Annotated in this window: 15 protein-coding genes and 1 other RNA gene; 14 read left to right on the top strand and 2 right to left on the bottom strand. The window is 64.7% G+C overall.

The genetic code is table 11. The features are described 5' to 3' along the window. Positions 1–224: 224 nt before the first annotated feature. The 7 genes from HMPREF3048_RS06435 (at position 225) to HMPREF3048_RS06405 (ending at position 6,980) form a co-directional block, all read left to right on the top strand. The gene (locus tag HMPREF3048_RS06435; RefSeq protein WP_070422133.1) at positions 225–1,241 is read left to right on the top strand and encodes a LacI family DNA-binding transcriptional regulator; all 1,017 of its coding nucleotides are present in this window, start codon (positions 225–227) and stop codon (positions 1,239–1,241) included. Beyond that, on the top strand, positions 1,238–2,800 hold the full coding sequence (locus HMPREF3048_RS06430; protein WP_083316781.1) for a sugar ABC transporter ATP-binding protein: 1,563 nt from the start codon (positions 1,238–1,240) through the stop codon (positions 2,798–2,800). Before HMPREF3048_RS06435 ends, HMPREF3048_RS06430 begins: the two co-directional genes overlap by 4 nt. Continuing rightward, positions 2,797–3,768 (top strand): ABC transporter permease, encoded by a 972-nt coding sequence (locus HMPREF3048_RS06425; protein ID WP_070771570.1) that lies wholly within the window; start codon positions 2,797–2,799, stop codon positions 3,766–3,768. The genes HMPREF3048_RS06430 and HMPREF3048_RS06425 overlap by 4 nt, the downstream gene beginning before the upstream one ends. A gap of 45 nt (positions 3,769–3,813) precedes the next feature. After that, positions 3,814–4,737 carry a D-ribose ABC transporter substrate-binding protein gene (locus tag HMPREF3048_RS06420; RefSeq protein WP_070771568.1) on the top strand — a complete coding sequence of 308 codons (924 nt, stop codon included), beginning with the start codon at positions 3,814–3,816 and terminating at the stop codon, positions 4,735–4,737. Then, a complete protein-coding gene (gene rbsD / locus HMPREF3048_RS06415; protein ID WP_070771566.1) occupies positions 4,737–5,105 on the top strand; it encodes a D-ribose pyranase in 369 nt (122 codons plus the stop codon). The genes HMPREF3048_RS06420 and rbsD overlap by 1 nt, the downstream gene beginning before the upstream one ends. Before the next feature lie 61 nt (positions 5,106–5,166). Further along, positions 5,167–5,568, top strand: an RNA gene (gene rnpB / locus HMPREF3048_RS06410) — RNase P RNA component class A. A gap of 26 nt (positions 5,569–5,594) precedes the next feature. Beyond that, entirely contained in the window at positions 5,595–6,980 is a 1,386-nt protein-coding gene (locus HMPREF3048_RS06405; RefSeq protein WP_070771601.1) for an RNB domain-containing ribonuclease, read from the top strand. An 18-nt stretch (positions 6,981–6,998) separates the two neighbouring features. Here the strand turns inward: HMPREF3048_RS06405 and HMPREF3048_RS06400 are convergent, their stop codons facing one another. Then, positions 6,999–8,180 (bottom strand): galactokinase family protein, encoded by a 1,182-nt coding sequence (locus HMPREF3048_RS06400; protein WP_070771564.1) that lies wholly within the window; start codon positions 8,178–8,180, stop codon positions 6,999–7,001. A gap of 84 nt (positions 8,181–8,264) precedes the next feature. On the opposite strand from HMPREF3048_RS06400, the gene HMPREF3048_RS06395 reads away from it, so the two are divergent. Then, entirely contained in the window at positions 8,265–8,471 is a 207-nt protein-coding gene (locus HMPREF3048_RS06395; protein ID WP_070422140.1) for a hypothetical protein, read from the top strand. A gap of 18 nt (positions 8,472–8,489) precedes the next feature. Here HMPREF3048_RS06395 and HMPREF3048_RS06390 read toward each other — a convergent pair whose 3' ends face one another. Next, positions 8,490–10,091, bottom strand: coding sequence for a CYTH and CHAD domain-containing protein (locus HMPREF3048_RS06390; protein WP_070771562.1), 1,602 nt, complete (start codon positions 10,089–10,091; stop codon positions 8,490–8,492). 142 nt (positions 10,092–10,233) lie between these two features. Between HMPREF3048_RS06390 and HMPREF3048_RS06385 the strand changes: the two genes are divergently transcribed. The 6 genes from HMPREF3048_RS06385 (at position 10,234) to HMPREF3048_RS06365 (ending at position 17,857) form a co-directional block, all read left to right on the top strand. Beyond that, the gene (locus HMPREF3048_RS06385; RefSeq protein WP_070771560.1) at positions 10,234–11,568 is read left to right on the top strand and encodes a glutamine synthetase family protein; all 1,335 of its coding nucleotides are present in this window, start codon (positions 10,234–10,236) and stop codon (positions 11,566–11,568) included. Then, complete coding sequence (locus HMPREF3048_RS06380) at positions 11,568–14,576, top strand: bifunctional [glutamine synthetase] adenylyltransferase/[glutamine synthetase]-adenylyl-L-tyrosine phosphorylase (protein ID WP_070771558.1); 3,009 nt, start codon at positions 11,568–11,570, stop codon at positions 14,574–14,576. The genes HMPREF3048_RS06385 and HMPREF3048_RS06380 overlap by 1 nt, the downstream gene beginning before the upstream one ends. 35 nt (positions 14,577–14,611) lie before the next feature. Next, positions 14,612–14,878, top strand: coding sequence for a hypothetical protein (locus HMPREF3048_RS06375; RefSeq protein WP_070422144.1), 267 nt, complete (start codon positions 14,612–14,614; stop codon positions 14,876–14,878). Between the two features lie 290 nt (positions 14,879–15,168). Next, positions 15,169–16,608 carry a threonine synthase gene (gene thrC / locus HMPREF3048_RS06370; protein ID WP_070422145.1) on the top strand — a complete coding sequence of 480 codons (1,440 nt, stop codon included), beginning with the start codon at positions 15,169–15,171 and terminating at the stop codon, positions 16,606–16,608. Between the two features lie 16 nt (positions 16,609–16,624). Next, positions 16,625–16,783 (top strand): hypothetical protein, encoded by a 159-nt coding sequence (locus HMPREF3048_RS12275; RefSeq protein ID WP_168161888.1) that lies wholly within the window; start codon positions 16,625–16,627, stop codon positions 16,781–16,783. A 9-nt stretch (positions 16,784–16,792) separates the two neighbouring features. After that, positions 16,793–17,857, top strand: a complete 1,065-nt coding sequence (locus HMPREF3048_RS06365; RefSeq protein ID WP_246818862.1) for a S1 family peptidase — start codon at positions 16,793–16,795, stop codon at positions 17,855–17,857.

Below are 17,857 nucleotides of genomic sequence, written 5' to 3'. Positions count from 1 at the left end.
GCCCTGGGGTGGAACTGCTAACAACGTAATGGGCGACCGCGGCGGCCACCAACGCCGCCGCAAAACCACACGAAATGGCGCCGGCAGTCCAACGTTCGGGGGTGTGTGGGGTGTGGCGCTATTGACCTAACACTCAGCTGCGGTTTAGGTTGTTCTGCACATGGTGCAAACGTTTGCACGCATCAGTAGCACCCAACAAGATCCGGACACACACGGAGGGACCCATGGCAGCACGGGCCACGTTGCGCGAGGTTGCGCTCGACGCCGGTGTCTCGCCGTCCACGGTGTCGCGGGCGCTGGCGGGAAACCCGGCGATCTCGAAACAAACGCGGGACCGGGTGTTTCATTCGGCGGCGAAGTTGAATTACGTGCCGAATTTGCAGGCGAGGGGGTTGCGCTCGGCAGCGTCGACCGCGGTGGGGCTAACCATCCCGAGCCTGGTCAATCCGTTCTTCGCGCAGATGGCGGCGTCGATTCAGCAGGCAGCGGACACCGATGGGTTTTCGGTGATGATCGCCACCACCAACGAGGACGCCGGCCAACTCGACGCCGCGTTGCAGACCTTTAGCGGCCAGCAGCTGGCCGGGGCGATCATCGTGCCGTCGATGCACAGCGCGCCGATGGTGCAGTCGCTGCTGGATCGGGGCCAGAAGATTGTGCAGGTGGATCGGGTGCTGCCGGGGCTGGAGGTGCCGTCGGTGATTACGGACGCGCGACCTTCCATCCGCAAGGCCGTCCAGCACCTCAAGGACAACGGGCATACGCAGATCGGCTATATCGCGGGCCCGTCGAGTACGTCGACGGGGCTGCAGCGCCTGGAAGGCTTCCACGACGCCATCCGCGACACCCCAGAGACGAACGGTCTGATCTTCCGCGGCGGCTACAGCAGCGCGGAGGGCTTCGCGGGTGCCGCGGACCTGCTCAAGCGTGGCGCGTCGGCGATTATCGCGGGGGATTCCATGATGACGGTCGGGGCGCTGCAGTACGTGCTGGACCACAAGATCGGTCTGGGCGAGGACCTCGCGCTGGTTGGGTTTGATGACCAGCCGGCGTTTCAGATGCAGCCCGTTCCGTTGACGGTGATTGAGCAGCATGTGGAGGACGTCGGCAGACGTGCGTGGGAGAAGATCGCCGCGCTGATCCGCGGGGAGCCGACCTCGCAGCACGAGGTGTTACCCACCACATTGACTATCCGAGAATCCAGCAATTTCAACTTCACTTCAAGGAGGTGCAGCAGATGACCACAGCGGTAAAACCCCTGATCCGGTTGGACGGCATTTCGAAGTCGTTCGGGCCGATCAACGTGATTGATAACGTTTCGCTCGCCGTCGAGCCGGGTCGCGTGCTTGCGCTGCTCGGCGAGAACGGCGCGGGTAAATCGACGCTGATCAAGATGATGTCGGGCGTGTATCAGCCCACCTCGGGGCGCATTCTTATCGACGATAAACCGGTCACCCTGCCCGACACCAAGGCCGCAGAAGCGCACGGTATTGCCACGATCCATCAAGAGTTGAACCTGGTGCCGACGCTGTCGGTGGCAGAAAACATCACGCTCGGGCGCACGCCGCGCCGGGCAGGGTTGGTGAACTTCAAGGAGATGCGCCGCATCGCCGCGGAGGCTATCGACCGTATCGGCCTGAAGGTGGACCTGGACACGCCGGTCGGTGAGCTCGGTATTGCGCGCCAGCAGTTGGTTGAGATCGCGAAGGCGTTGTCGATGGATGCGCGTGTGCTGATTCTCGACGAGCCCACCGCGGCCCTTACCGGCCACGAGGTCGACCAGTTGTTCATGGTGGTCGACGACTTGAAGGCCAACGGGGTGGGCATGGTGTTTATCTCGCACCACCTGGACGAGATCGCCCGTATCGCCGACAGTGTGGCGGTGCTTCGCGACGGCAACTTTGTCGCCGAGGTCCCCGCCACCACCCCAGAGGCGGAACTCGTGCGCTACATGGTCGGCCGCGACATTGAGGACCAGTACCCGAAGGTGGATAAAGAGATCGGCAAACCGCTGCTGACCGTGGAAAACCTCACCACGGAAGGCAAGTTCAAGGACGTCTCCTTCGAGATCCGCGCCGGCGAGGTTGTCGGCCTGGCAGGCCTTGTGGGAGCGGGCCGCACCGAGGTCGTGCGCGCCATCGCGGGTGCCGACCACGTCGATTCCGGCACCGTTTCCATCAACGGCGAGCCACTCCCGTCCGGCTCCGTCGCTCAGGCGATCAAGCGCGGCATCGGCCACGTGCCGGAGGACCGCAAGGCGCAAGGCCTCGTGCTTGGGGCCACGGTGGGGGAGAATATTGGGCTGGCCACGTTGCGGTCGTCGTCACGTGCGGGGATTGCGGATGTGCGTGGTCAGCGTAAGCGTGCGGATGACGTCGCCAAGCAATTGCGCGTGCGCATGGCCGGCATCGACCAGGAGATCCGCAACCTGTCCGGCGGCAACCAGCAAAAGGCCGTGTTCGGTCGTTGGGTGCTGGCAGGCTCGAACATTTTGCTTCTCGACGAACCCACGCGCGGTGTCGACGTCGGCGCCAAAGTGGAGATCTACAACATCATCAACGACATCACCCAGGCCGGCGGCGCGGTGCTCATGGTGTCCTCGGAACTGCCTGAGGTTATTGGCATGTCGGATCGCATCCTGGTGATGTCCGGCGGCCGCATCGCAGGCGAACTGCCCGCGGGTGCCACCCAGGACGAGATTATGGCGCTGGCGGTGTCCCACGTCGAAGACCACGTCGAACCACTTACAGAAACGCCACTTACAGAAACGCCACTTACAGAAACGGAGGCCCGCGCATGACGGGAACGACTACGGATGAGCGCTTGAGTACTCGCCAGCGCGTCATCAACTGGATCATGAACAACGGCGCGCTCGTCGGCCTGATCGTGCTGTGCATCGCGCTGTTCATCGCCACCCCGCACTTCCTCACGGTGAACAACCTGATCAACGTGGGCGTGCAGGCCGCCACCGTGGCGATTTTGGCGTTCGGCATGACGTTCGTCATCGTCACCTCGGGCATTGACTTGTCGGTCGGCGCGGTGGCGGCACTCAGTGCCATGGTCTCGGCCCACTTCTTCGTCGAGGCAGGCTGGCCCGGTTGGCTGACGCTGATCGCGGGTCTGCTCACCGGCTTCGCCGCAGGTGCCGTCAGCGGTATCGCCACCGCTTACGGCAAACTCCCGGCGTTCATTTCCACCCTGGCCATGATGTCCATTGCCCGCGGCGCCACCTTGGTGATCTCCCAGGGCTCGCCGATGGCTACCGCCGAGGAGGTGAACTGGCTCGGCTCCAACGCCGGAAAGTTCCCTATCCCGATTCTGATGATGCTGCTGGCCGGCGTGCTGTGCTGGTTCATCCTCTCGCGCACCGTGCTGGGCCGTTCCATGTACGCCATCGGCGGCAACGAGGAGGCCGCGCGCCTGTCCGGTATCCCGGTCAAGCGTGTGCTCGTCGCCGTGTACGCACTCAGCGGCCTGTTCGCCGCGCTTGCCGGTTTGGTCATGGCGGGCCGCCTGTCGTCCGCGCAGCCGCAGGCCGGTGTGGGCTACGAACTCGACGCGATTGCCGCCGTGGTCATCGGTGGCGCGTCGCTAGCCGGAGGCACCGGTAAGGCCACCGGCACGCTCGTCGGCGCGATCCTGCTCGCCGTGATCCGCAACGGCCTGAACCTGCTCAATGTCAGCTCGTTCTGGCAGCAGATTGTCATCGGCGTGGTCATCGCAGCAGCCGTCGGCTTCGACGTGCTGCGCAAAAAGACCACCGTTTAACCCCTGAACAAGACCCCCTGTTCACAACTTCAAGGAGTACCCGAAATGTCTTTCGCTCGTAAGGCCACCGCCATCGTTGCTGCCACGGCCATGACCCTGTCGCTTTCCGCCTGCAACCGTGACTCCGCCGACGAGGGCGCGGTCACCCTGGCACTGTCCACCCAGACCAACCCGTTCTTCGTCCAGCTTCGCGACGGCGCCCAGGAGAAAGCCGACGAGCTCGGCATCGCCCTGAACGTCCAGGATGCATCGGACGACGCTGCGACCCAGATCGACCAGCTCAACAATGCGATCACCTCCGGCACCGACGCCGTGATCGTCAACCCGACCGACTCCGACGCCGTCGTCCCGGCCGTCGAGGCCCTGAACAACGCCAGCATCCCGGTCATCGCCGTGGACCGCTCCTCCAACGGCGGCGACGTCGCCTCCTTCATCTCCTCCGACAACGTCGCTGGTGGCAAGCAGGCAGCCGACGAGCTGGCCAAGGCCATCGGCGAAGAGGGCGAGATCCTGATCCTGCAGGGCATCGCCGGCTCCTCCGCCTCTCGCGACCGCGGTAAGGGCTTCAAGGAGGGCATTGCCAACTACCCGAACATCAAGGTTGTCGGCGAGCAGACCGCCAACTTCGACCGCACTGAGGGCCTGAACGTTGCCACCAACCTGCTGCAGGCCTACCCGAACGTGAAGGCCATCTTCGCGGAGAACGACGAGATGGCTCTCGGCGCTATCGAGGCGCTTGGTGATCGTGCCGGTAAAGATGTGAAGGTCATTGGTTTCGACGGCACCATCGACGGGCTCAAGGCAGTCACCGACGGCCGCATGCACGCCACCATCGCTCAGCAGCCGGGTGAGCTCGGCGCCCGGGCGGTTGAGGAGGCAGCGAAGCTGCTTCGCGACGAAGACGCCACCGCCATCGTCCCGGTCGACGTTGTCACCGTGACCAAGGAAAACGTAGGCGACTTCGAGTAATGCGCAAGACAGGCATTCTCAACGCCCAACTGGCCCGCGCGATCAACGGCCTCGGCCACACCGACACCTTCGCCGTAGCGGACTGCGGCCTGCCCATCCCCGCCGGGGTGGAGGTCGTGGACCTCGCGCTGGTCTTCGGCGTGCCCCGCTTTGCCGATGTCGTCGAAGCGATTCTGGATGAGGTTGTGGTGGAAGGTGCGGTCGTCGCTACGCAAGCGCCCGATGAGATCGCTTTACTTTGCGACGACCCCACCCGCGTCGACCACGAACACCTCAAACAGGCCCTTGCGGACTGCAAGTTCGTGGTCCGCACGGGGGAGACGACCCCGTACGCCAACATCATCTTCCGCAGCGGGGTCCCGTTCTAACCCGGCGTGTTTGTGGCGGTTCCGCTCTCACGCCCTAAAGGCGTATGCTTTAGACCGCGAATGAGCCGGCCGGGCGGCCGCGGCGGCGCGAACCACCTCAGCATTGAGGCAGGCGCACGTCGAGGAAAGTCCGGACTCCACACGGCACGGTGGTTGCTAACAGCAACCCGGAGCGATCCGCGGGAAAGTGCAACAGAGAGTAGACCGCCCCGCCTTGTGCGGGGTAAGGGTGAAAGGGTGCGGTAAGAGCGCACCGGCATGCGTGGCAACACGTGTGGCCAGGTAAACCCCACCGGGAGCAAGGCAAGAACCCCTGCGCGTGCGCAGAGGTCGTCGGATGTGATGAGGCTGCCCGCCCAGTCCGAAGGTAGCTGCTTGAGGCACCCAGCGATGGGTGACCCAGATGGATGGTCGCCACCCCGCTTGCGGGGGACAGAATCCGGCTCATAGGCCGACTCATTCGCCCACTTCGTGGCACGATGGCGTTTTATGAAGCTCTACGCCGCACCCCTGAACTTCCGCGCAATTGCGCACGAATTCGACGTGCCCACCGACTTTGCGCCATCGTTGCACGCAGAGGCCTCGGAGTTGGTGGACCGTTTCGCAGATGTGCGTATCGACGCCCGCGATATCCCCTTTGTCACCATCGACCCGGCCGGCTCTAAAGATTTGGACCAGGCCGTGTTCGTGGAGCAGCGTGCCGGTGGCGGGTGCCGGGTGCGGTATGCGATTGCGGACGTGGCGGCGTTCGTCGAGAGTGACTCCGGCGTGCATGAGGAGTCGTTGCAGCGCGGCCAGACGATCTACCTGCCCGACGAGCCGGCACGCCTGCACCCGGAGGAAGTCTCCGAAGGGTCGGCGTCGCTGCTGCCGGACGTGGATAGGCCCGCCGTGCTGTGGACCTTCGACCTGGACGGGGAAGGGGAGGTCGACTCGGCCCACGTCGAGCGCGCACTCGTCCACTCGGTGGCGCGTTTGGACTACGAGGGCGTGCACGCCTCCCTGGAGGATGGCTCCATACACCCCTCGATTGCACTGTTGCCGGAGGTTGGCCGGTTGCGTCAGCAGTCGTCGCTACGCAGGCACGCGATCAACCTGCGTGTGCCGTCCGTGCGCGTGGCCCGCGACGGAGACGCCTACGAACTCGCCATTGAGCCGCGCCACCCGATCATGGACTACAACTCGGAGATCTCCCTGCTCACCGGCATGGTTGCAGGCCAGATGATGGTGGACGCCGGCGTGGGGTTCCTGCGTACCCTCCAGCCGGCGTCAGCGGAAAGCGAGGCCGAGTTCCGCCGCGAGGCCCGCAACCTGGGCTTCGACGTCACCGGCGACATTGGCGAGTTCTTGGCCGGCGTGGACGCGGACACCCCGCACGGCATGGCCGTCATGCGCGAAGCTCAGAAACTCCTGCGCGGCTCCGGCTACGTCGACCTGTCCAAGGACGCTCCCGAGGTCCACGCCGGGATCGGCGGCTACTACGCCCACGTTACGGCGCCGCTGCGCAGGCTCATCGACCGCTTCGCCACCGAAGTCTGCCTTGCCATCTGCGCCGGGACGCCCGTGCCGGAGTGGGTCACGCGCGACGCCGCACGCATGCTGAAAACCATGGGCCGCTCCTCCCAGTTGGCCAACACCGTGGAAAAGGCCTGCCTGCACCTCACGGAGGCGACGGTGCTCGAGCCGTGGGTGGGCCACAACTTCGACGGCGTCACGCTGAAGTCCGGCGAGGAACAGTCCCGCGTGTTCATCGTCGACCCGCCAGTGCTCGCACGCTCTGCCGGCGCGCCCGAGGAAGGCGTATCCACGAAGTTCTCACTCGTCCACGCCGACACCGACGCCCGCGAGGTCGGCTTCGCCTGGCCCGCGGACTAGCACTGGTCTAGCGCTGGTCTAGTCCTCGAGGCGGGCGACCTCACCCGGGGTGATCTCCACGACCTCAAGGTCCTTCGCCATGGTGGCGGCGAACGTGTCGGCGTCTTGCACCGGCACGAACGCGATCACCGCGTCGGAGGTGCCCGTGGCGGCTGGGCGGGCGGCGATGGCACCGCGCTCGCGCGCCAGGGCGACCAGCGCATCCGGGGTGGTCAGGTCGTGGGCCTCGGACGGGGAGTTCAGCAGCGTGAACAGCTCGTTGGCGCGCCGGGAGCGCAGCGCCTTGGCTGCGGCAAGGGAGCGAAGCGTTTCGGTTTCGCAGAACTGCACCCACTGGCGGACGGCGTCGGGTTCGGGTGCGGTCTCGTCGCCAACGGAGCGGCGCGCTTCGACCCATTGGACGACGCGGTTGGTGGCATCGGGCAGTTGGCGAAGGGACTCGACGCCGAAGTTGGAGCAGGCGGCGTCGATAAATTCGCGGCGGTTCGCAATCGCCTTGGTTTGCACGTCGTACGGCTTGCCCAATTCCTTGGACAAGGAGAACACGCGTACGCCGTGGCGGGCTGGGTGGGGTGCTTCGGTGAGTGACCCGTCGGCGTAGTCGAGAACACTTACGCCTGCGCCACCGCCACGCAGGGCCACAGAGTGGCGAGCGCGCAGCACCGCCAGCGATGAGTATGTGGCTACGGCGTGCGAGCAGATCTCCGCGAGCCGGGTGCGGAAGGGTGCGGTATCGATGTCACCGTGCCCGCCCGCCAACGCCAGCGCGATCGCGGCATCGGCGGCGTACAGCGAACCGAGGCCGGCACCGAGCGGCACGTCGGACTCGACGGTGATGTCCAGGCCTGCAGTGTCGCGGGAAAGCACCTGGCGCTGGATCAGCGACTGCACCAGCCCGGTCCAGCGGCGCGCGAGCGGATCTGTGACCTCGTCCTCGTGCAGCGCGGCCAGGGTTGTTTTGGCGGTGAAGTCGCCGAAGGGGCCGCGGGCGGTCAGGGCGATGGTGTCGTCGTCACGCGGGCTCGCCGCCGCAGCCGCACGTAGCGACGCCGTCCCAGCCAACGTCACGCCACCAAAGTGGTCAACGTTCTCGCCGATCAACACCCACGTCGCCGGTGCGGACGCCACATGTCCGTCACCTGAGTGAGCTGCGCGGACGCGCTGGGCGGGGGAAGTTTTGGGGGTTTGAAATGCTGCCATTACACGCTCCTTAACGGCCACCACACTACCAACCGTCTCGGTAGGGTAGGGGCGGTAAAAGCAACGAACATAAAGGAGCAGATCATGGCTGACGAGCAGTACTACTACAACCCGTCTACCGGCGAGGTCACCCAGGGCAAGGAAGCCTCCTGGGATAACCGCATGGGCCCGTACGCCACGCGCGAGGAAGCCGAAAATGCGCTGGCGATTGCGGCGCAGCGCAACAAAGCTGCAGACGCCGCAGACGAAGCCGACGACGACTGGGGCGAGACCCCTTCTTGGGAAAAGTAAGCCCCGCCGGGCCGTGCGTTACGGCTTGATCTTCTTAAACGCCTTGCGTACTTCGCGCACGGTGTCGTCGTAATCACGAAGCGCCGCCTCACCGCGGTCGAGTTCACGCTGGTAGAGCATGCCGTAGGAGAAGGTGTCCTCGCCGCGCTCGCGGGCCTCGTTAGCGAGTCGCTCGATGCGCTCGCGTGAGGTCACCGCGTCCTGGAAGTCACCCAACTGGCTTTGCAGCGCCTTGCATGCCTTAGCCAAACGCCCTGCCTTCAGGCCTGCTTCCTGGGCTGCGACAGCGGAGTAGCGCAACTTCTTGGCAGCCTTGCGCACGTCGTGGACGTAGTCCTCGCGCTCGTGCAGCGGCAAGGTGGTGTCGTCGTAGTATTCGGCGACCTTCTTGTGGCGCTTCTTCAACTTTTTGTAGCCGCGCTTGAGGTGGTCGTAGAGGACCTTCTTGGATTGTTTCTTCTCCGACTTAGCGCCGTCAGCATCCTTAGCGCCGTCACCAACCGCCACCGGCGGCTCCGCAAGCAACGCATCTACCGCATCCAGCAGCGACATGAACCGCTCGGAGTCCAGCATCTCCACAATGTCGGCGTGGGCGGCCTCGTAGTCGCGGCGCATGTCGTGTTCGATGTGGGTGCGCGCGGTGTCGTCGATAAGCCCAGACTCGTCCGAATCCAGCAGTGCGAGGAAGCGCTCCTCCACAACCTCAGCGTCACGGGCGATGCCGAGCACGCCCGCGGAGTACTTCAGTTCGTCCTCCAGTGTCGCGAGTGCTTCGCCTTCGAGGATGCCCTCGAACGTCTCCAGCAGGGAGCGCATCTCGCGGGTGGCCACGCGCAGTTGGTGGACGGAATCGAACTCATCGGCACGCACGCGTGGCTCCCAACCGACGATCGCATCGCGCTGTTTGCGTAGCGACGACACCACCGCCGCAGCCGGCGTCCCCTCCTCAACTTCGCCTTGGACGTGTGGGGGCAGGGGAGCGGACTTGATCGAATCCCCAAGCGCCGTGGCCAACTTCGACGGCGAGGAGGACTTGCGCGCGCCCGCAGAGATCAGGAAAGACCCTGCCTGGGTAATCAGGTCATCGCCCGCCTCGGTGTCCGCAAGGGCGTCGGCGAGTTCGAGCTCCCATTCGCGCCAGTTCGTGCGCTCACCACCTGGAAGCAGCGACCAGGCGGTGACGTGGTCGTCGCAAAACTCCGCAACAGGGCCGCCCTCGCCTGCAAGCGTGATCTCTACGCGGCGGTTATCCACCTGGGCGATCGGCTCTAGCGGTTCCGTGCGCACAATGGCACGAACTTCCGAAAGGAGGGCTTCGGGCACGGTCGTGGGGTCGTCGAGAGGCATGCGCACCTCCTTGCGGCCACCCTCCTGCGGCAACTTGATGTGCCAGCCGTCATCCGAACCGCCGGTGCGGCGACGCAGCGTGATCTTGGAACGCGTCAGGCGTAGATCCGCAGTGTCGTAGTAGACCGCGGACAGGTTGTGCTCCTGCGTGGACTCAATCGACGTCACCCCCGGCAGTTGGATGAGATCTGGAATGCCGGTGTCCTCGTCCACCGCCAACTTGATCTCCACCTCAAGGAAGTTCTGGGGTGTCTGTTCAGCCTGTTCGGACATGATGTGTGTGCTCTCCTCACCGACGCGGGTTCGACATGTGATCGACGCAGTTTCAGCGCATGTAATGCCTCCGAGTCTAGCGCGCACGCCGATTTGCGCTTGGCCCGTTTTCGAATCGCGGCGCCCGCTACAGTTATGTGCCATGAGCGCCCAAACCGACAACGTGCTGCGACTCGTCGAGCAGCAAGACATTGCCTTTATCCGCCTATGGTTCACCGATATTTTCGGCTCGCTGAAAACGGTGATGATGTCGCCTGCGGAACTCGAGAGTGCTTTCGAGGAAGGCGTGGGGTTTGACGGTTCTTCCATCGAAGGCTTCTCGCGGGTCTCTGAATCGGACACGTTGCTGCGCCCGGACCCGTCGACGTACCAGCCGTTGCCGTTCGATGAAGATTCCGGCCTGCAGACCGCTCGCATGTTTTGCGATATCACCATGCCCGACGGCGGTCCGCTGTTTGCAGATCCGCGTCAGGTGCTACGCCGCCAGATGAATAACGCCCGCGACATGGGATTCGAGTTTTTGGCTAGCCCCGAAATCGAGTTCTACGTGGTCAAACCCGGCCAGGGCGACCAGCCGCCAACCCCTGCGGACAAGGGCGGCTACTTCGACCAGGCCAAACGCAACGAGGCCCCGCGCTTGCGTCGGATGGCGGTATCCGCGCTGGAGTACATGGGCATTGTCACCGAGTTCTCCCACCACGAGGGATCCCCAGGCCAGCAGGAGATCGACCTGCGCCACACCGATGCACTGACCATGGCCGACAACATCCTGACCTTCCGCTACCTGGTCAAGACCGTCGCGGAGATTAACGGGGTGCATGCCACGTTCATGCCCAAGCCGTTCGCGGACCTTGAAGGCTCGGCGATGCACACGCACTTCTCCCTGTTCGAAGGCGACACCAACGCGTTCCACGATCCAGACGACGAAATCAGCCTCTCCAAAACCGGCCGCCAGTTCATCGCCGGCATTATCGAGCACGCCAGCGAAATCTCCGCGGTGACCAACCAGTGGGTGAATTCGTACAAGCGCCTCCAGTTCGGCTCCGAAGCGCCGACCGCGGCGACCTGGGGCATTTCGAACCGTTCCGCGATGGTGCGCGTGCCCACCTACCGTCTGCACAAAGCGGAGTCGCGCCGGGCGGAGGTGCGCTCGCTGGATTCGGCCTGCAACCCATACCTGGCATACGCAGCCATCCTCGCCGCTGGCCTGAAGGGGATCGAGGAGGGCTACGAGCTCGACGAGCCAGCACGCGACGACGTGTTCGCGCTGACCCGCCGCGAGCGCCGCGCCATGGGGTACCGGGACCTGCCGACCTCGCTCGATCAGGCGTTGCGCCACCTGGAGCGCTCCGAGTTCATGGCCGAGGTGCTTGGCGAGCAGGTCTTCGAATTCTTCCTGCGCGCCAAATGGCAGGAGTGGCACGAGTACACCTCGAAGATCACCCCGTGGGAGATCGAAACCGGGATTGATTTGTAGTGAAGCCCGCGAAACTTGGCCTGACCAGCCCGCGCGCCGCCGAGGACTTAGCCGAGCTCGGTTTTGATTCCGAGGAGCTTGGCTACACGTTGGCGGGTGCCGCGGATCCGGATCTGGCGCTCAACAACGCCTACCGCCTGCACGAGGCGCTGGATTCGTGGGACGAGCTCCTTGCCGAACTGCGCGCGAACTCGATCTTCCGCACGCGCTTCTTCGCGCTGCTCGGTGGCTCGACCGCGCTGTCGGATCACCTCATTGCCAACCCTGAGCAGTGGCGATTGCTTTGCGACGACCTCCCGTCCCGCCCCGACATGTTCCGCGCCATGCTCGGCGCGGTTGGCGTGGATGCGGACGGGCCGGGCCTGTATCGGGCTGAGGTGGGTGAGGTTGGCGTCGCAAAGCAAAAGCTCCGTACAGCCCACCGCAACCTCGTGATGCGCGTTGCAGCCGCAGACCTCGCTGGCACTTTCGCCGCGGTGAAGGGCTTCGGCGAGGGCGAACCAATGACGTACGCCTACACCACGGACCGGCTCACGGACCTGGCGGATGCGGCGCTCACGGCGGCACTTGCGGTCGCGGTGCGGGAAGTCTACGGCGACGAGGACATCGACGCTGACCTGGCCGTGATCGCCATGGGCAAGTGCGGCGCGTGGGAGCTGAACTACATCTCGGATGTGGACGTCGTGTTCGTCGCCGAGCCTGTGACCACCAAGATCACGCGCGTGGCCAGCGAGATGATGCGCATCGGCTCCGCCTGCTTCTTCGAAGTGGACGCGAACCTGCGGCCCGAAGGGGCAGCCGGAGCCCTGGTGCGCACGCTTGATTCGCACGTGGCGTACTACAAAAAGTGGGCGCAGACCTGGGAGTTCCAGGCACTGCTCAAGGCCCGTCCGATGACCGGATCGATGGATCTGGGCCAGGCGTATTCGGACGCGTTGTCGCCGCTGGTGTGGGAGGCGTCCCAGCGCGACTCCTTCGTCGAAGACGTCCAAGCCATGCGCCGCCGCGTGCTGGAAAACGTGCCCGCAGACGTGCGCGACCGTGAACTCAAGCTCGGCCCCGGTGGGCTTCGCGACGTCGAGTTCGCCGTGCAACTGCTCCAACTCGTGCACGGGCGTATCGACGACACCCTGCGCGCCCGCAACACCCTCGAAGCCCTCGCCGACCTGGCCAAGGGCGGGTACGTGGGCCGCGAGGACGCGAAGGTGCTCACCGACGCGTATGAGTTTTTGCGCCTGCTCGAGCATCGTCTCCAACTGCAGCGGTTCAAACGCACCCACCAACTGCCGGAGGCCGATGATGAGAAGCGCAACCGGTGGCTCGCCCGCGCCGCAGGCTTCTCAGCCGGGCCACGCGGTACCGCCCCTGAGGCGATGAACCGGCATCTCAAGGCCATCCGCCACGAGGTGGCCACGCTGCACGAGCGTCTCTTCTACCGCCCGCTGCTGGACGCCGTGGTGGACCTCACCGTCGGTGAAGCAACACTTTCCGCCGCCGGTGTGAAGGACCAGTTGGCAGCCCTGGGCTACCGCCACCCGGCGCGCGCGTTTGACCACCTGACCGCGCTGATCAAGGGCACCTCCCGCAAGGCGAAACTGCAGGAGATCCTGCTGCCCACACTCATGCACTGGCTGGCCGACACCGCCGATCCCGACCAGGGCCTACTCAACTACCGCAAGCTGTCCGAGGCCGCGGTGGATCGCAGTTGGTTCTTGCGCATGCTTCGCGACGAAGGCGTGGCCTCCCAACGCCTCATGCACATCCTCGGCACCTCCCCGTACACCTCCGATCTGATCATTTCCGCACCTGACGTGGTGAAACTGCTCGGGGATGGCTCCGCCGGCCCGCGCCTGCTCGAGGTGGCTCCCGATCAGGTGCATAAGGCGATCATTGCCTCCGCGAAGCGCCACCAAGCCGACCCGGAGAAAGCGGTGTCGGTGGCGCGTTCCCTGCGCCGGGCCGAGTTGGCTCGTATCGCTGCCGCCGACCTGCTAGGCCTGATGGAGGTACGCCAGGTTTGCCTGGAACTGACCTACGTGTGGGACGCGGTGCTCGAAGCAGCGCTGCAGGCAGAGGTGTATTCGACCACTGCCGCCGCTGGTCTCGACGAGGCCCCCGCACGAATCGCCGTGATCGGGATGGGCCGGCTTGGCGGCGCCGAGTTGGGCTACGGCTCTGACGCCGACGTCATGGTGGTCACCGAACCAGCAGACGGCGTCGACGAAACAGAAGCCATCGCTTGGGCCACGAAGGTGCTCGACCAGATCCGTACCCGCCTGTCCAAACCATCCGGCGACCCGCCGCTAGAGGTGGACCTGGGTCTGCGCCCCGAGGGGCGCTCCGGTCCGGTGACGCGCACCATCGCCTCCTACGTGCGTTACTACCGCGAGTGGGGCGAAGTCTGGGAGCGCCAAGCACTCCTTCGCGCCAACGTCGTCGCCGGCGACCGCGAGGTAGGGGAGCGCTTCCTTTCGGCCATCGCCGAGTTCCGCTACCCCGAGGCCGGCGCAACACCTGCCGATATTCGCGAGATCCGCCGCATCAAAGCCCGCGTGGATAACGAGCGCCTGCCCCGTGGCGCCGACCGGGCCACCCACACCAAACTTGGCCGCGGCGCACTTGCCGATGTGGAGTGGACCGTCCAACTGATCACCATGGCGCACGCGCATCGTCATCACGAACTGCGCACCCCGTCCACACTTGACGCACTGGACTTCCTCGTGGAGCTCGACGACCCCGAGGTGCTTTCCGCCGACAAGGCGCGAACCCTGCGCACCGCGTGGCTCACCGCGACCCGCGCCCGCAACGCTATTGTGCTCGTCTCCGGCAAGCGTGAGGACCAGCTCCCCGCACCGGGCCCGCAACTGGCTCAGGTCGCTGGCTCTGCCGGATACGACCCCGACGACCAGCAAGAGTTTCTCGAGGACTACCTGCGCATCACCCGGCGCGCCCACCGCGTGGTGGAGGAGGTGTTCTGGGGCGAAAAGCAGTCTCTGGAATTCGACTAGGCGCGGCGGTTGCGGAATCAATAAGCTCTGTGGGCATGGCAGTGAACATGACTATCGACCTTGACAACGCAACCTTCGCCGACCTCGTCGCACTCGTCGACGCCGCCCGCGTCGCCGGCATCGACCCGTCCGCAAAGCTCGAACTCGACGACACGACGCTTAACGTCACCGTCGAGCCGAGCCCGCGCCGGGCATCCACACCGGAGCAGCCGAAGGAGCGCTCGGTGGCACCGCTTGGCGACGCCGCAATCCGCTCCGTCGTGGACATCCTCACCGGCCGCCAGGAGCCCCCGCGCCACTAGCGCAGAGCCACACCGGTGCAGCACCCCGCCGTCGCGCGCTCACGCACCACCGCCCCCCAACGTTCATGTGCAGGGCTCGATATGCGTAAGTCCTGGTCACGGCTTTGGAGATACCTTTCGGGCCGTTTTCCCAATTTTGCGCTGACCTGCAGTTACGCATATCGAGCCCTGCATATGAACGAATCGAGGCCCCACGACCGCACCAAAGTGCGGCTTTCCGGGCCTGCCGACGCTGAACGTAAATGCCCATTCCGACCAAGGGCATACACCGATCACGTAGACTGCCCGGCGTGGACTTCATTTCGACGCGCGACGCAACTGCCCAGGCCCGTTCCTTCACTGACATCCTGCTCACCGGCTTAAGTCCGGACGGCGGGCTGTTTATGCCGGCGGTGTACCCGACACTTTCGCCGGCGCTTCTCGACGAGTGGCGCACCCTTTTGGCCAACGACGGCTACGCCGCACTTGCCGCAGAGGTATTGAAGCTGTTCGTCGATGACATCCCGGCAGCGGACCTTGAGGCGATTGCCAAGCGTGCGTACCGCACCCCGGTGTTCGCGGACGAGGAGATCGTGCCGGTTACGCGTCTGAACGACGGCCTGCACATCGCGCACCTCTCCGAAGGTCCGACCGCTGCGTTTAAGGACATGGCGATGCAGCTGCTCGGCGAGCTCTTCGAGTACGAACTCGGGCGCCGCGGCGAAGAGATCAATATTCTGGGCGCGACCTCGGGCGATACCGGCTCGTCGGCCGAGTACGCCATGCGTGGCCGCGACAACATCCGCGTGTTCATGCTCACCCCGGCCGGGCGTATGACCCCGTTCCAGCAGGCCCAGATGTTCGGCCTGGATGACCCGAACATTTTCAACATCGCGCTCGACGGCGTTTTCGATGATTGCCAGGACGTGGTCAAGGAAGTCAGCGCGGACGCGGAGTTTAAGTCGAAGTACTCGATCGGCGCGGTCAACTCCATTAACTTCGCGCGTTTGCTTGCGCAGGTGGTGTACTACATCGCCACATACCTCAAGACGACGAAGACGAACGAGGAGCAGGTTTCGATCTGCGTGCCTACCGGTAACTTTGGCAACGTGTGCGCAGGCCACATTGCCAAGCAGATGGGGCTGCCGCTTGATCGCCTGATCGTGGCGACGAACGAGAACAACGTCCTGCACGAGTTCTTCACCACCGGTGATTACCGCCCGCGTTCCGCAGCCGACACGTACGCCACCTCGTCGCCGTCGATGGATATTTCCAAGGCGTCGAACTTTGAGCGCATGATCTTCGACGCGCTGGACCGCGACGCGGACACCACCCGCGAGCTCTTCGGCACCAAGGTCAAAGAGGGCGGCTTCGCGCTGGACACCGATACGCTTGAGCGCATCACCGACAAGTACGGTTTCGGCTCGGGCACCTCGACGCATGCGGACCGCATTGCCACGATCAAGCGCATCAAGGACGAGTACGGCGTGGTTATTGACCCGCACACCGCCGACGGCGTGTTCGTGGCGCAGCAGCTGGCAGACAGCGTAGAAACTCCCATTGTTGTGCTGGAGACTGCGCTGCCGGTGAAATTCGCGGATACCATTGTGGAGGCAATTGGCGAGCTTCCGGAGGTGCCGGAGCGCTTCGCCGCGATTATGGACGCCGAGCGCCACGTTGTGGATCTGCCGAATGACGCCGAGCAGGTCAAGGCATTCATCGCCGACGCAATCGAGCGCACGGACGTCTAGGAAAGGATCCCCACCGATGGCACAAGAGCAGTTCGCAGGCCCTGAGCAGTACACGGAGTTCGATCCGGAGAAGTTCCTGCGCGACATCAAGATCCAGGCCGAGGAAGCCGCCAAGGGTGACAAGTTTTTTCTTGACGACGACACCGACGCCGAAAACTCCGACGCCGACAAGTAAGGCTCGCGCTTGACCTTCCCTGAACATCAGGCAGGCGACGACAACCTGGCGCGGCGCTACCAGCCGGAGGATGGCCAGCAGTGGCAGTTCCCGGACATGCCCGGCGTGCCCGGCACGCCCGCGCAGCCTGCTCTGTCTGCGCCGCCCACTCAGCGGCGTACGGGTTTGCGGACCGGTGGGTGGATTACGGTGATCGTCGCAACGCTTGCTGCTGTTGCGATGGTGGTGTGGCTCGGGCTGACCACGAGCCAATTCCCAACTCCCACGGTGGAGGAGCGCCACGCGCTTGAGCGTGTGCAAACGCCGAATGAGGCCCCGCCTGCACCGGTGGAGGAGAGCAACGTGCTCGTGCCTGCGTTCGCGCCGTGGGCGCCGGGTACGCGCATTCAGTCCACGGACCATTACCCGGAGCCGGGTGAGCACTTCACCGCTCAGTCGTGCACTGCAGCGTTCTCGTTTACTGGCGCTGACGGCCGAGCCTATGCCGTGACTGCGGGCCACTGCGGGCGTGCGGGCGACCTTGTGTGGCCGACGAATGCGGAGACAGCCTTCGACTACGCGCACGAGGTGGGCAAGTTCATCTATTCCGGCATGTACGGCGACGCGAATGAGGAAACGAGAGGTATCGATGTCGGCATCATCGAGATCACCGATGCCGAGCGGTTCATGGATGTCGTCGGTGCTCCGATCGCAACCGGTATCGCCAAGGACCTGCACGATCTCGACCGCGTGTGCAAAACCGGCGCGACCACCGGCTATACCTGCGGCAAGTTTGAGGCGACCCAGCGTGTGCAGATCGTGAACCTTGACGACGACGCCGAGGCCCAAACCCACGGCGACATCGCCTCCGTCTGCGCCGCTTCGGGCGACTCGGGCGGGCCGGTGTTCACCGAGATCAACGGCCGGGCCACGGTCATCGGAGTGGTCTCAGGCACCGAGGCTGGCCGTGCGGGGGAGGAGTGTTTCGAAGGCATGGAGGATCCGCTGCTGATGAGCTACTCCAACATCAACCAGGTGATGGCCGTGATCAACCACGTCGTGCCTGACGCGGATCTCGTGCCCCAGCGCTGGTAA

This window comes from Corynebacterium sp. HMSC075D04 (assembly GCF_001815635.1).
GTDB classification, from domain to species: Bacteria; Actinomycetota; Actinomycetes; order Mycobacteriales; family Mycobacteriaceae; genus Corynebacterium; species Corynebacterium coyleae.
Note: the sequence above shows the minus strand (reverse complement) of the source record. Positions and strands in the feature narration are given on the sequence as shown.